This is a genomic window from Pseudoalteromonas sp. EB27, assembly GCF_001974875.1.
Classification (GTDB): Bacteria; Pseudomonadota; Gammaproteobacteria; order Enterobacterales; family Alteromonadaceae; genus Pseudoalteromonas.
Window position 1 is genome coordinate 134230 of the sequence record NZ_MTQD01000003.1, and the last position, 14824, is coordinate 149053.

12 protein-coding genes are annotated in these 14824 nt (G+C 39.8%); 10 read left to right on the forward strand and 2 right to left on the reverse strand.

The genetic code is table 11. The features are described 5' to 3' along the window. Positions 1-320 precede the first annotated feature (320 nt). From pgi to BW142_RS04945, 8 genes are all read left to right on the forward strand, one after another. Positions 321-1967: a glucose-6-phosphate isomerase gene (gene pgi, locus BW142_RS04910; RefSeq protein WP_076924079.1), complete on the forward strand. Its 1647-nt coding sequence runs from the start codon at positions 321-323 to the stop codon at positions 1965-1967. A gap of 268 nt (positions 1968-2235) precedes the next feature. Continuing rightward, positions 2236-3708 (forward strand): glucose-6-phosphate dehydrogenase, encoded by a 1473-nt coding sequence (zwf, locus tag BW142_RS04915; RefSeq protein ID WP_002961451.1) that lies wholly within the window; start codon positions 2236-2238, stop codon positions 3706-3708. 2 nt (positions 3709-3710) lie between these two features. Next, complete coding sequence (gene pgl / locus BW142_RS04920) at positions 3711-4421, forward strand: 6-phosphogluconolactonase (RefSeq protein ID WP_076924081.1); 711 nt, start codon at positions 3711-3713, stop codon at positions 4419-4421. A gap of 336 nt (positions 4422-4757) precedes the next feature. Then, a complete protein-coding gene (locus tag BW142_RS04925; protein WP_002961447.1) occupies positions 4758-5462 on the forward strand; it encodes a SapC family protein in 705 nt (234 codons plus the stop codon). Between the two features lie 126 nt (positions 5463-5588). After that, the gene (locus BW142_RS04930; protein ID WP_076924082.1) at positions 5589-6620 is read left to right on the forward strand and encodes an isoaspartyl peptidase/L-asparaginase; all 1032 of its coding nucleotides are present in this window, start codon (positions 5589-5591) and stop codon (positions 6618-6620) included. Between the two features lie 105 nt (positions 6621-6725). After that, the gene (hrpA, locus tag BW142_RS04935) at positions 6726-10613 is read left to right on the forward strand and encodes an ATP-dependent RNA helicase HrpA (protein ID WP_171972310.1); all 3888 of its coding nucleotides are present in this window, start codon (positions 6726-6728) and stop codon (positions 10611-10613) included. Between the two features lie 75 nt (positions 10614-10688). Further along, the gene (locus tag BW142_RS04940; protein ID WP_024597850.1) at positions 10689-11069 is read left to right on the forward strand and encodes a response regulator; all 381 of its coding nucleotides are present in this window, start codon (positions 10689-10691) and stop codon (positions 11067-11069) included. 9 nt (positions 11070-11078) lie between these two features. Beyond that, positions 11079-11375 (forward strand): PilZ domain-containing protein, encoded by a 297-nt coding sequence (locus BW142_RS04945; protein ID WP_024597619.1) that lies wholly within the window; start codon positions 11079-11081, stop codon positions 11373-11375. A gap of 30 nt (positions 11376-11405) precedes the next feature. Here BW142_RS04945 and BW142_RS04950 read toward each other — a convergent pair whose 3' ends face one another. Next, on the reverse strand, positions 11406-12596 hold the full coding sequence (locus tag BW142_RS04950) for a class I SAM-dependent methyltransferase (protein WP_024597851.1): 1191 nt from the start codon (positions 12594-12596) through the stop codon (positions 11406-11408). A gap of 139 nt (positions 12597-12735) precedes the next feature. On the opposite strand from BW142_RS04950, the gene BW142_RS04955 reads away from it, so the two are divergent. Beyond that, positions 12736-13392 (forward strand): HD domain-containing protein, encoded by a 657-nt coding sequence (locus tag BW142_RS04955; protein WP_076924084.1) that lies wholly within the window; start codon positions 12736-12738, stop codon positions 13390-13392. Between the two features lies 1 nt (position 13393). Further along, complete coding sequence (locus BW142_RS04960; RefSeq protein ID WP_024598312.1) at positions 13394-13834, forward strand: VOC family protein; 441 nt, start codon at positions 13394-13396, stop codon at positions 13832-13834. On the opposite strand, the gene BW142_RS04965 is transcribed toward BW142_RS04960, so the two are convergent. After that, the gene (locus BW142_RS04965; RefSeq protein ID WP_076924085.1) at positions 13831-14823 is read right to left on the reverse strand and encodes a two-component system response regulator; all 993 of its coding nucleotides are present in this window, start codon (positions 14821-14823) and stop codon (positions 13831-13833) included. The two genes, BW142_RS04960 and BW142_RS04965, sit on opposite strands and share 4 nt — an antisense overlap. Position 14824 lies beyond the last annotated feature (1 nt).

The following is a 14824-nucleotide window of genomic DNA, read 5'->3' on the forward strand; positions in this document are numbered from 1 at the left end:
GCACAGTAATTAGTTAATGAGTATAAAAAGTAATTAGTAGTACTTATGAAAATTCATGAATATTTCATTTTGATTGATTAAGCTATGCCGTTGCCTTTAAAATTGAGGGTAAATTAATTTATAAAATTTTTATGATACCGGTGTCAAAAGCTAAAAATTGCGTTATCATCGGCATCTAAAATTATAAAAACAGCACTTTTTTTGCATTTTTAGTTATACTTTCGACGCTTTATTTTAGTATAAATAAGCAGTGTTAAGAGTTTTGCTTTTATAAAAAGCAATTTTAAATCAATTGATTGAAAAAATTAGAGGGTACTTACATGTCTAACCGAACGCAACTAGCAAGTTGGCAAGCACTAGAACAAAGTGCAGCTAAGATGAAACAAACACATCTAAAAACGTTATTTGCACAAGATGACACGCGCTTTTCTAAGTTTTCGACTCAAGTACCTGGCGTATTATTCGACTACTCTAAGCAACTTATTGATAACGATGTTTTTGCTAACTTAATGTCGCTTGCTAAAGAATGCGATATTGCATCGTGGCGTGATAAAATGTTTAGCGGTGAAAAAATAAATATCACCGAGGATCGCTCAGTACTGCATACGGCCCTTCGTAATCGCGCTCACACTCCATTAATTGTTGATGGCGAAAACGTAACACAAGCTGTAGACAACGAATTAGCTAAAATTAAAGTGTTTGTTGAAAAAGTGCGTAGTGGTAAATGGTTAGGTTATACCGGTAAAGCGGTAAAAGATGTTGTAAGTATTGGTGTAGGTGGTTCTAACCTTGGCCCGCAAATGGCAACCGAGGCATTAAAAGCACTTGCTGATGATACGTTAAATGTTCATTACGTATCTAATGCTGACGGTGTGCAGATTTCATCTATATTGAAAGCCATTGACCCTGAAACAACATTATTTGTTATTTCGTCAAAAACATTTACGACGTCAGAAACCATGACAAATGCTAAAACAGCGGTTGATTGGTTTTTACAAACAACAAAAGATGAAAGTACAATTGCAAAGCACTTTGTTGCAGTAAGTACAAATTTAGAAAAAACGGCAGCCTTTGGTATCAGCGACGAAAACGTATTCACTATGTGGGATTGGGTTGGCGGTCGCTTTTCACTTTGGAGTGCGATAGGCTTACCAATTGCTTTATATTTAGGATACGACGCCTTTGAAGCAATTTTAGAAGGCGCGTTTGAGGTAGATGAGCACTTTAAATCAGCTCCCTTTGAGCAAAATATACCATTAATTATGGCGTTGCTTAGTGTGTGGAATACGAGCTTTTTGGGCTACACAGCACAAGCTATATTACCGTACGACCAAGCACTGCATATGTTGCCTGCGTATTTACAGCAAGGCGAAATGGAAAGTAACGGTAAACACGTTAACTTTGCAGGCGAAACGGTACCTTATACTACAGTTCCAATTATTTGGGGTATGACGGGTATTAATGGTCAGCATGCATTTTATCAGTGTTTACACCAAGGTAATGTAATTGTACCTGCAGATTTTATTGCATCAGTTAAACCACAAGTGAATGTTGATAAGCATCACGATATTTTATTATCTAACTTCTTTGCACAAACAGAAGCGATGATGAGTGGTGTAGATGCAGCGCAAGTTACTGCTGATTTAACCGCTAAGGGTAAATCGCAAGCAGAGATTGATGAGTTATTAAATCATAAAATTCATCAAGGCAATCGTCCTACAACGTCTATGCTATTAGATACAGTAGATGCTAAAACAGTGGGTCGTTTAATTGCACTGTATGAGCATAAGATATTTTGCCAAGGCATTATTTTAGAAATATGTTCGTTTGATCAATGGGGTGTAGAGCTAGGTAAAGGTTTAGCATCTAAAATTGAGAGTGAACTCACTGATGAAAGCGTGAAACACGCTCATGATAGTTCTACAAACGGCTTAATGGCGTACTACAAACAAAACCGTACGCAGTAAAAAATTCGCTTACGCAAGTAAGTAAACCGAGTACCTTTGAACGGGTAGCGCTGGAGTGCTTAGGGTCTGTATTTTTGTGAGAGGAGATACAGGGCCCCTAAGGCTCATTTAATAAGCGCAATGATAAAAATAATAATAAATCATCGATATAGAACAATTCAGCAGGCTTTTATTTAAATACAGCTATAAAAGTCATCTAATCTAGCAATAAATAGGCATATCCGCGCATTTATAAAATGTACTGGGTATCACAACGTAGAGAGTAACTATGCTTAATCCTTTTGATATTATAATTTTTGGGGGCGGTGGTGATCTTGCGTTACGCAAATTGCTACCTGCAATGTACAGAGCATATCAAGAAGGTAACTTACCTGAAGGCTCACGTATCCTACCAACAGTGCGCGAAGAATCCAAACGTGCTGAATACGTAGAAACAGCGCATAAAGCATTACAAGAATTTTTAAGCAAAGGTGAGTTTAACGCTAAAGATTGGAAAGCGTTTTCTACTTTTTTAGTGCCAGTAGTAAGTAATGTTACAGAAGCAGACGACAACTGGGATGTGTTAAAAGGCATTTTAGATGAGCACGAAAGCACTAAGTCTCGCGTGTTTTATTTATCGCTTCCGCCTGCTGTTTATGGCACATGTTGTGAAATATTATCGACTAAAGGTTTAATTACACCTACATCGCGCGTTGTTGTTGAAAAGCCAATTGGTTATTGCGGTGATTCTGCTGAAGCAATTAACGGAAAAATTGCAGAATTTTTTAATGAAGAGCAAATTTTCCGTATTGACCATTACTTAGGTAAAGAAACAGTACAAAACTTAATGGCGCTGCGTTTTTCAAACTCACTGTTTGAAAATATGTGGGATGCTAAATCTATTGATAACATCCAAATTAGCTTATCAGAAACGGTTGGCCTTGAAAGCCGTGCTGGTTTTTACGATAAAGCAGGTGCACTTCGTGACATGGTTCAAAACCACTTATTACAACTACTTTGTTTAGTTGCAATGGAGTCGCCTAATAAGCTTAACGCTAACAGTATTCGTAACGAAAAATTAAAAGTATTAGAAGCACTTCGTCCACTTGTAGATGGCGATGTTGATGAAAATATTGTTCGTGGACAATACGTACCTGGTGACTTAAACGGTAAAATTGTACCGGGTTACTTAGAAGAGCTAAATGAAGGTTCTAGTAAAACAGAAACGTTTGTAGCTATTCGTGCGCACATTGATAACTGGCGTTGGGCAGGTGTCCCATTTTACCTTCGTACTGGTAAACGTATGGCTAAGCGCTGTGCAGAAATTGTGGTTGAATACAAAAAAGTATCTCACAATATTTACGAAGATAACGTAGGTAATATTGAGCCAAACCGCCTTGTTATTCGTTTGCAGCCAGAGGAAACAATTCAACTAACGCTTATGTCTAAGCGCCTTGATAATCTTCAAATGCAACTTGAGCCAGTAACAATGAATATTGAGCTTTCACAAGCTTACAGCAATGGTTTCCATTCAGATGCGTACAAGCGTTTAATGCTTGATGCCGCTGCAAATAACCCATCGTTATTTATTCACCGTGATGAAGTGCGCCAAGCGTGGAAGTGGATTGATCCAATTATTGATAGATGGCAAGGCAAAGGCAAACCTGCGCTTTACCGTTCTGGTAGTTGGGGTCCTGAAGATGCTGATGAATTATTAGCAGAAAACAACCACGTATGGTTTAACACAGGCGATAAGGTATAAGCATGGCAACATTAGTTGAAAAGTTTTTTGACGATAAAGACGCGTTAACAGCTGAGCTTTCTGCAACGCTTGAGCAATCACTACGTGATGGTATTAAAAATGATGGCCGTGCTGTATTGATGGTATCTGGCGGTTCGTCGCCAGCACCTGCGTACAAGCATTTATCAACGCTTGACTTAGATTGGCAAAATGTTGATGTTGCCATGGTTGATGAGCGCTGGGTAGACCCAAGCCACGAAAAAAGTAATGAAGCCTTTATTAAGAGTACGTTATTACAAAACTATGGTAGTGCTGCTAACTTTATCACTATGAAGAATACTGCTACAACGGCCCAACAGGGCGCACAAGAGTGTGAATCTGCCTATAGCGAACTAAAAAAACCATATGACGTGACTATTTTAGGTATGGGTCCAGATGGCCACACAGCGTCGTTATTCCCAAATGCAGACGGTTTAGAGCATGGTTTAACAACCACACAATCAGTGTGTGCTATTAATGCAATACAAAGCGACGTTACAGGTAGTATTACTGAGCGAATGACGCTTACGTTAAATGCCATTGCGCAATCTAAAGTAGTTAAGCTTTTAATTAGCGGTGAAGAGAAACTCGCTGTTTATAAGCAAGCAAAAGCGGGAGGCGATGTTAATGACATGCCACTACGCGCGGTACTTAACCACCCAAGTATAAATATTGAAGTATATTGGGCACCTTAATTTAGATGCTAATTTAACTTTTAAAGGCCGCTTATATAAGTGGCCTTTTTTATTTGCTCAAATTTAAGCCTAAACACGACAAAAAAACAGACCTGTACGGTTAACCAATGTTAACGAATAATCGGTGTTTGTATTAAAAACAACCATGAAGTGTGTTGTTTTTGCACAAAATTTATGAGTTTTAGCTGTATGTTTTTTAGCAACGTTCAGATTTAGTTAAATTTTATTTTTTCATGGTTGTTGTCATAAAAGTTTCCCTTCCTTTTTTAGCTCAAAAGCATTAGCCTAAAGGCATTAACAATGAAACATATAAATTAAAATAAACGGAGCAGTAACATGGCGGAGCAACAAGTACAGCCTTTACACAACGAAAAACATGCCAACACTAAAATTCAAAACGGCATCAATGTAGAATTCATGAAAACTCAACACTTAGTGCCAGTAGTTGCACATGAGTTTGCACGTGTAGCAAACGAGTTTCCAATGTCATTCGTTAAAAACAACGAAAGCGGCACTTTTCAAGCTGTTGCTATGTTTGGCTTAGAGCCAGGCGAAAACCTTTTTGTAGAAGATGGTAAATGGACTGCAGCATTTGCACCTATGGCATCTACTCGTTACCCACTGGGCTTAGTTAAACACCCAGATCAAGATCAATACGGTATCGTAATTGACGAAGCAAGTGCGCTTGTTGGTGAAGACGAAGGTAATGCATTATTTGAAAACGGCGAAGAAACAGATTACCTAAAACGTCGTAAAGAAGCGCTTGTATCGTTTATTGAGTTTTCTCAAGTAACTGAAGCGTTCACTAAATTCCTTGCTGATAAAGAGCTACTAATTGCGCAAACGCTAACAGTAGACATTAAAGGCGAGAAAAAAGACATCAACGGTATTTACCTTATCGATGAGAAAAAGCTAAACGAATTAAGCGATGCTGATTTCTTAGAGCTTCGTAAACGTGGTTACTTAGCACCAATTTATTCTTTCTTAACGTCTACTCATCAAGTAGCACGTTTAGCGCGTTTAAAAGCAAAACAAGCTTAATTACAAACACGTTAAATTTAAAAAGCGCCTTAAGGCGCTTTTTTTATGCCATTAAACTCACTTTAGTTGAAATTAAGCTCTCAACCATTCACATTAGTTTATAACTTCCCCATAAAAGAACTTATTATGAAAACACCATTATTAGCAATTTTTGCGAGCAGCCTTTTTGCTTTAAGTAATAGCGTATTAGCAGCAGAGACTCCATTTGCCATTGCGATTCATGGTGGGGCAGGGACCATCGAAAAAGCACGGTTTACACCCACTCAAGAAAAACAGTACCGCGCTAAATTAAGTGAAGCAGTAGAGACAGGCTATAAAGTATTGTACCAAGGCGGTGAAAGTTTAGATGCGGTGATAGCGGCCATTACAGTATTAGAGCAATCGCCTTATTTTAATGCAGGACGCGGAGCGGTATACACTTACGATGGCGGGCATGAACTTGATGCATCTATAATGGATGGTCGAAACCGTGAAGCCGGCGCTGTTGCAGGTGTAAAACATATTGAGAGCCCGATTAAATTAGCACGTTTGGTAATGGATAACTCCGTGCATGTAATGCTCAGCGGCCAAGGCGCTGAGGAGTTTGCTAAAGAGCAGGGCGTTGAGCTTATTGAAAATAACTTATTTGATACTGAGCCTCGTTACAAAGCACTTTTAAAAGCAAAGCAAAAATTAGATAAAGTCAAAGCAACCAGCAAAGAGTACCAAGCCGCGCACAAAGCATTACCTAATAACTATAAAATGGGCACGGTTGGTGCCGTGGCACTTGATAAAAACGGTAATTTAGCAGCTGGTACATCAACAGGCGGTATGACCGCAAAACGTTATGGCCGTGTGGGTGATGCGCCAGTAATTGGGGCAGGAACATTTGCTGAAAACGAATCGTGCGCAGTATCGGCAACTGGGCATGGTGAATATTTTATTCGCTATAATGTAGCGAGCGATATATGTGCGCGTGTTAAGTATCAAGATAAAACCATAGCTGAAGCTGGAGATGAAGTTATAAACGGTGTGCTTAAGCCTATAGGTGGGACTGGCGGCGTTATTATTATTGATACTAAGGGGAATATTAGCTTGCCGTTTAATACCTCGGGCATGTATCGCGCGAGTAAATCGAACACACAAGCGACTTATGTGGGAATTTTTAACGACGAATAGCCCATAAGTACATATATCTGGGCAGTTATGCGCTTTGTAGGATTAACCCTGAGCATTTAGTTTGATACAATTAATGCTCTATTATTAATTTTATAAGGTATGCGGGTGGTTAACCTAGGTCAGTTGTTTGGCGAGCTAAAAACGTGCTTAAAAAAAGATCAATTTATTTTTAAAAAACGCTTACATGGTGTAAAAAAAATAACCGATGAAAACAAGCATGCCAACGCGCTTGAAAAAATAGCGGCTGATATAACCCGTAGCCAAGAACTGCGAGCTAAGCGCTTAGCGGGTCTTCCTAAAGTGACTTACCCTGAGCAATTGCCAGTAAGTCAAAAAAAGGAAACAATTAAAGACGCCATTGCAAATAACCAAGTGGTTATTATTGCCGGTGAAACGGGCTCTGGTAAAACAACGCAAATTCCTAAAATGTGTTTAGAGCTTGGCCGCGGTGTTGATGGCTTAATTGGCCACACGCAACCACGACGATTAGCTGCGCGAACCGTGGCTAATCGTATTGCTGAAGAAATGAAATGTGAACTTGGTCAGCAAGTCGGTTTTAAAATTCGTTTTAGCGATCAGGTTTCTAATAATACCTACGTTAAACTAATGACTGACGGTATTTTACTGGCAGAAATTCAGCAAGACCGATTTTTAAATCAATACGACACCATAATTATAGATGAAGCGCATGAGCGTAGTTTAAACATCGACTTTATTTTGGGTTATTTAAAAAACCTACTTCCAAAACGCCCTGATTTAAAAATAATTATTACCTCTGCGACCATCGATCCTGAGCGCTTTTCAAAGCATTTTGATGATGCGCCCATTATAGAAGTATCGGGTCGTACTTTCCCTGTGGACGTGCGCTACAACCCAACGACTGATATTAATAAAGATGATATGGAAGCCGAGGGCGATCAGCTGCAAGGTATTTTTGATGCCGTTGATGAACTATGCGCCGAAGGCCCAGGCGACATACTAATATTTTTAAATGGTGAGCGTGAGATACGCGATACCGCTGATGCACTTAGCAAGCGTAATTTAAAACACACTGATGTGTTACCACTTTACTCGCGCTTATCTAACGCAGAGCAAAACCGTATATTTGCACCGCATTCTCGTCGTCATATTATTTTATCGACCAACGTAGCCGAAACATCACTAACTGTGCCGGGTATTCGCTATGTAATAGACCCAGGTACTGCGCGTATAAGCCGCTACAGTTATCGTACAAAAGTTCAGCGCCTGCCAATAGAACCTATTTCGCAAGCAAGTGCTAATCAGCGTATGGGTCGTTGTGGACGTGTTGAAGCGGGTATTTGTATACGCTTGTACTCTGAGGATGATTTTTTATCGCGCCCAGAGTTTACCGACCCTGAAATACTGCGTACTAACCTTGCATCTGTTATTTTACAAATGTTGGCACTCGGGCTTGGTGATATGGCGCAATTTCCGTTTGTGCAAGCACCAGATAGCCGTAATATAAGTGATGGTTTATCGTTATTAGAAGAACTACAAGCCGTAAAGCCAGACAAACGTGATAGTAAAACGAGTTTAACTCAATCGGGTAGAGAGCTAAGTCGATTACCGGTTGATCCTCGTTTAGCTAAAATGGTGCTCACAGCTCACAAACTTGGCGCATTGCGTGAAGTGATTGTTATTGTGGCGGCGCTGTCGATTCAAGATCCACGCGAACGCCCGCAAGAAAAACGTGCTGCAGCCAATGAAAAACACGGTCGCTTTGACGACCCAGATTCAGACTTTATCGCTTTTTTAAACTTATGGAATTACCTAGAAGAGCAGCAAAGCGAGCTAACTAACGGCCAGTTTAGAAAGCTGTGTCAAAAAGATTTCCTAGCCTATATGCGTTTACGTGAGTGGCAAGATATTGTTTATCAAATAAGTACTGTGTGTAACGAAATGGGCATGAAAGCAACCAGCCAAGCGGCTGATGGCGAACTTGTTCATAAAGCGTTATTAAGCGGAATGCTGAGCCACATTGGCTTTAAAGATGATAAACAAATATACAAAGGCGCACGTAATAGTCAGTTTCATATTTTTCCGGGTTCAGGTTTATTTAAAAAGAGCCCTAAATGGATTATGTCGGCAGAGCTGGTAGAAACCAGTAAATTATATGCCCGCACAAATGCAAAAATAGACATTAACTGGGTAGAACCATTAGCACAGCATTTAGTAAAACGCAGCTACACAGAGCCACACTGGGAGAAAAAGCCAGGTGCGGTAATCGCGTTTGAGCAGCAAACTTTGTACGGCCTACTTGTTGTAAATAAACGCCGCTGTGTTTATAGCAATATCGACCCAAAAGTAAGTCGAGAGCTTTTTGTACGCACCGCATTAGTTGAGCAAGAGCTGGGTTTAAACGAGAGCTTTTTAGCATTTAACCGTGAACTAATAGAAGATATTCAAGTTCTGGAAAATAAGTCGCGTCGCCGTGATATTTTAGTTGACGAGCAAACGTTATTTGAGTTTTACGATAAAAAAATTCCCAAAGAAATTAATAACCGCGCTGCATTTTTAAAATGGTATAAAACACAAAAACAACAAAATAAACATTACTTACATATGACTCGTGAAGAGTTAATGCAGCATGGCGCAAGTAATATTACTGAGTTTGATTACCCTGACACATGGCAGCAAGACAATATTATATTACCACTTGCTTATCATTTTGACCCAGGACAAGCGGTTGATGGTGTTGCGGTACAAATACCGGTAGCGCTGTTGAATCAAGTACAAGAGAGTGGTTTTGACTGGCACATACCTGCATTTAGACATGAGCTAATAAGTGGACTTATAAAGTCATTGCCTAAATCGCTGCGCCGTAATTTTGTGCCAGCACCAAATTATGCAGATGCAGTGCTTGCAGCCATTGAGCCAATGCAAGGGGGCTTAATTGATGCTTTAGCTACGCGTTTATTAAGAATGACAGGTGTGAGAGTTGATATGGAGGCGTGGGATTTAACAGCCCTTGCGCCGCATTTGCGATTACAGTTTGAAGTACGTGATGAACACGATAAGTTACTTGCCCGTGGACTTGATTTAGCCAAACTTAAAGCAGAGCTGCAAGGTGAAGTAACCGAAACATTGTCTAAAGTAGCCGATAAAGGCATTGAAAAATCAGACCTAACACAATGGGACTTTGGTGAGCTGCCAGCGTCGTATGTTAAAAAACAAGGTCAATACGAAATAAAGGCGTACCCTGCGCTGGTGGATAAAAAGTCAGCCGCTGCAGTAGAGCTTTTTGATAGTGAAGCAAAAGCGCAGCAAGCGCATCAACAAGGTTTGCGCCGTTTAGTATTGTTAAATGTGCCGTCGCCAATTAAGTACTTACAACAAAACTTACCAAATAAAGCAAAGTTGGGTTTGTATTTTAATCCGTTTGGTAAAATAGCCGATTTAATTGATGACTGTATCGCCGCAGGTGTTGATAGCTTATTAGTGAAACACGGCGATATACGCGATGAAAAAGCATTTGAAACAGTAAAAGAGCAAATACGAGGTGAGCTCGGTGACTCAGTTGTATCGATTGCAACGCAAGTTGAGCAAGTATTGAGTATTGCGCACGCACTGCATAAAAAAATGAAAGGGCGCGTTGATTTAACCATGATAACTGCGCATGGCGATATAAAATCACAGCTTGAGTCACTTATATTTAAAGGTTTTGTGAGCGCGCATGGCGCAGAGAAAATAACGGATTTAATTCGTTATTTAAAAGCGATTCAAAAACGTTTAGAAAAACTACCTGTGGATCCAAATCGTGATAGGTTATGCGTATTAGAGCTCGATAAAGTTGCTCAAGAGTACAAAAAGGTAGTTAATAAAACGCCTAAAGGGTTACCTATCCCACAAGAGGTAACCGCTATCTTTTGGATGCAACAAGAGCTAAGAGTGTCGCTATTTGCTCAAACACTTGGAACTCCTTACCCAATTTCGGCTAAGCGAGTACTCAATGCGATAAAAGAGATAGAATAAAACTTGCATTTTCTATTAAGCTTAGTACCTTAATAGGAGGATTTATTTTTGTTTTGAAAAGGAAGCGACATAGTTATGTCCTCATCGATTGAACATAAAACAAAGCGACTTTTAGTGGTAGACGACGAGTATTTTAATTTTGAAATGCTTAAAGCAGCACTGGCGTCGAAATTTGATGTTAGTTATGCAGATTCAGGGCAAAGCTGCCTTGCATCGGCAATTGCGAGTCCGCCAGATATAATTTTGCTTGATGTTTGTATGCCAGGTCTTGATGGTTATGATACATGCCGAATGCTAAAACACACACCTGAAACAAAAAATATTCCTGTTGTTATGGTATCGGGCCTTGAGTCTCCATCTGAAAAGCAAGCAGGGTTTGATGCTGGTTGCAATGCATATGTTGTAAAGCCATTTTCAGTGGGTGCTTTATTGGAAGAAATTAACACGGTTGTTTAGAGGTAACGTATGTTTACTGATGATAAGCGAAATTTTAGACGCATGCAGATCAATACACCTGCAAATTTAACGACGATAGAACCCATAGCGGGTTTAAGTTTTGCCGCAGAGTGCGTGGATTTAAGTGCAACAGGTTTATCAATTCATTTAGATGAATTACTTGAACCTAATACATTACTGACGGTGAACATTGATTCAACTCACCCAAGTATTGCGCCTTTAAATGCAACAGCAAAAGTAATACGTGCCAGCAAAGAAGATGATGGCACGGTAACAGCAGGTCTTGAAATTATTGAGTTTAACTAAGTTGAATCTAGTTAAACTCAATAGTAGATATTAAAAAACCTTACAGATTAAGCCTTTTAAGTAAAAGCCTTCAGGGTAGCTGCCAGCAATTGGATGATCAGCTGCCTGGTTTAATCGCTCCATTATAAGTAGGTCTTTACCTGCATCAAGAGCTGCATCGGCGACTACTTTTTGAAACAAGTTTTGTTCCATTAAACCAGAACATGAGAATGTTAATAATGTTCCGCCTGGTTTTAGTATTTGCATGGCTATCATGTTGATATCTTTATAACCACGGCACGCACCTGTTAGCTGCGCTTTATTATCAGCAAACTTTGGTGGGTCCATTACGATGGTATCAAACTGTTTGCCTTCGTCACGGTATTGGCGTAGTAACTTAAATACATCCTGCTTAACAAAGCTCACTTTATCTAAATCTAAGTTATTATGCTCAACATTACGTTTTGCAGTATCAAGCGCTGGCTGAGATACGTCTACGTTAGTTACATGCTCACATCCACCACGCAAAGCGTACAACGAAAATGTACCTGTATAACTAAAACAGTTAAGTACCGTTTTACCCTTTGAAAAACGCTCAAGTGCGGCACGGCTATCGCGTTGGTCTAAATAAAAGCCCGTTTTATGTCCGTCGATTATATCGACTTCAATTTTAAAACCGTTTTCATCAATAAGTACTGGCTGTGTTGGTTCATTACCCCAAAGAGCGCCTTTTATTGGCTCTAAGCCTTCTTTAGTACGTACTTCTACATCTGAACGTTCGTATATGCTAGAACCCGGGAAAATAGACATCAACGCGCCAACAATCTCGCCTTTATGACGCTCGGCACCCGCACTTAGTAGCTGACACACTAATACGTTATCAAACTTATCGATTGTAACGCCTGGTAAGTAATCAGATTCAGCGGCACATAATCGAAACCCTGTTAATCCGCCTTCTTCTATTACTTGGCTACGTGCTTCTAATGAACGACGTAAACGGCGTTCAAAAAAGTTTTGATCGATGATTTCTTTTTCGTCAAAGCTCCAAACACGTGCGCGAATTTGTGAGTGAGGGCTATAAGCAGCAGTTGCTAAAAATTTACCTTCACTGTCGTGAATCGTTACTGTGTCGCCTAATCCTGGTTTACCTTTAATTTTTTTGATGGCTTTTGAAAATAACCAAGGGTGTTTTCTTTTTAATGATTTATCGCGACCAGCTTGTAGGTAAACGGCAGATGACATAAGGCTTCTCAGTAGTAATAAATAAGCTCTGTATTTTAGTCAAGCAGCGAGCAACATACAATGAATGTTTTGCAAGGGGGGCATAAAGCACGGTAAAGTACGGATAATCTACCTATTCATTAGCTTTTGGAACCTAATAGTGCCTGACGCCGTTTTAAGCCCCGATTTAAAAATACTTAATTCACAATGTAGAGAATTTATAACTTCTTTAGTGCATGCCGATGTAGCTCACGATATTACCCACATAGAACGCGTGGTACGTGTTGCAATACAGCTATGTAATGCAGAGCAGGCAAACATGTCGGTGGTATTACCTGCAGCGTGGATGCACGATTGCGTGGCAGTTGCTAAAAATCACCCTGATCGTGCAAAAGCCTCTACTATGGCAGCCGATAAGGCATTGGAATTTTTAAAATCTATTAATTATGACGAGTCACTTTTTGATGAGATTCATCATGCTATTGCGGCGCATAGCTTCAGCGCAAATATAAAAATTAAAACAGTTGAGGCGCAAATAGTACAAGATGCTGACAGAATGGATGCATTGGGCGCTATTGGGGTGAGTCGCTGCATGAAAGTAGGCGGATCAATTTCTCGGCTATTGTACAATCCAGAAGACCCTTTTTGTGTTGAACGTGAGGCTGATGATAAAAAATACACGCTTGATCACTTCTTCATAAAGCTATTACATATTGCCGACAGCATGAATACGCCATCAGCTAAAGCAGAAGCGAATAGGCGTACAACGTACATGCATGAATTTTTAGAGCAATTAAAGTCAGAAATAGGCGAGTGACGTGAATAATACAAGCATACCTAAGTTATCTGGGATTGATCATTGCCATTTAAATGTTGATAACTTGGTTGGTGCCGTTAAGTGGTATGAGCGTGTTTTAGGTTTTAGTGTAGTACCCGAGCTTGCCTTTTGGGATGAGGACGGACGCGGCCCTTTAACACTTGAAGATACTAGTTCAACAACTCGTTTAGCACTTTTTGAAGGTGAGGGGCGTAGTAAAGGGATTGCTTTTTTGGCCTCAGGGGATCAATTTATTCAATGGCTCAATCATCTTGAGGGTTTAAATGTAAAAGCAGTTTTAGCAGATCATGGTGTAACGTTTTCTATGTACTTTAAAGATGAGAGTGGTAATAGCCATGAAATTACGTCACATGACTATCGTTATATAAAGTCTTATTACCCAAATGTTGAGCTTGGCTCTCACAGCGCTAAAAAGAATTAGCTTTCTTGATTTGCATTTTTTATAGCAAGAATATCGTCTAAAATTTTTACAAATAGTTCGATTAGAGCGGGATCAAAATGAGCACCTGCTTGTTCTTGCATATGCAAAACTGTTTTCTCTACACTCCACGCTTCTTTATAAGGGCGTTTTGAAGTCAGAGCATCAAAAACATCAGCAACGGCAACAATTCTACCTTCAATTGATATTTCTTCGCCTTTGATCCCGTTAGGATAGCCTGAGCCATCCCATTTTTCGTGGTGTTGAATTGCAAGTGTATGCGCAAGTTGTAATAATGGCGATGAAGAATTTGCTAATATTTGTGCACCAATTATGGCGTGTTTCTTCATATGTTCAAACTCTTCAGAAGTTAACTTTCCTGGCTTGAGTAAGATAGCATCAGGGATACCTATTTTTCCAACATCGTGCATTGGGGCGGCTTGGCGTAAAAGCTCTGCACTATGCTCATCCATACCTAGCGCTAATGCTAAAACTTTACTGTATTGACTCATACGCACTATATGTTCGCCAGTGTCGGTATCTTTATATTCAGCAGCACGGCCTAGGCGTTGTACTAAATCAACATGTGCTTGTTTTAGTTGTTCAGCTTGCACTAGCGATAAGTGAGTTTTAACTCTAGCTCTTACAATAGCAGGGCTTATTGGTTTGGTGATATAATCTACAGCACCAAGCTCAAAGCCTTTAAACTCATCGCTTTCATCGCCTAGCGCGGTTACAAAAACAATAGGGATATGTGATGTTTTTGGATTGTTTTTTATTCGTTGACATACTTCAAAACCATTCATATCTGGCATCATTATGTCTAGCAGAATTAGTTTTGGTAGTTCTTTTTCAAGTAGTGCCAGTGCGGCATCACCCGATTTAGCAAACGACATACGATACTGATTACCTAACACTTCGCGCATTACTTTTAGATTTGCAGGCTCATCGTCAACAATTAATACCCGTGGCCTATCTGTCGTAAAATCCATT

Coding starts and splice junctions, on each gene's coding strand:
- pgi (WP_076924079.1), top strand. CDS start 321: ATGTCTAACCGAACGCAACTAGCAAGTTGGCAAGCACTAGAACAAAGT.
- zwf (WP_002961451.1), top strand. CDS start 2,236: ATGCTTAATCCTTTTGATATTATAATTTTTGGGGGCGGTGGTGATCTT.
- pgl (WP_076924081.1), top strand. CDS start 3,711: ATGGCAACATTAGTTGAAAAGTTTTTTGACGATAAAGACGCGTTAACA.
- BW142_RS04925 (WP_002961447.1), top strand. CDS start 4,758: ATGGCGGAGCAACAAGTACAGCCTTTACACAACGAAAAACATGCCAAC.
- BW142_RS04930 (WP_076924082.1), top strand. CDS start 5,589: ATGAAAACACCATTATTAGCAATTTTTGCGAGCAGCCTTTTTGCTTTA.
- BW142_RS04940 (WP_024597850.1), top strand. CDS start 10,689: ATGTCCTCATCGATTGAACATAAAACAAAGCGACTTTTAGTGGTAGAC.
- BW142_RS04945 (WP_024597619.1), top strand. CDS start 11,079: ATGTTTACTGATGATAAGCGAAATTTTAGACGCATGCAGATCAATACA.
- BW142_RS04950 (WP_024597851.1), bottom strand. CDS start 12,596: ATGTCATCTGCCGTTTACCTACAAGCTGGTCGCGATAAATCATTAAAA.
- BW142_RS04965 (WP_076924085.1), bottom strand. CDS start 14,823: ATGGATTTTACGACAGATAGGCCACGGGTATTAATTGTTGACGATGAG.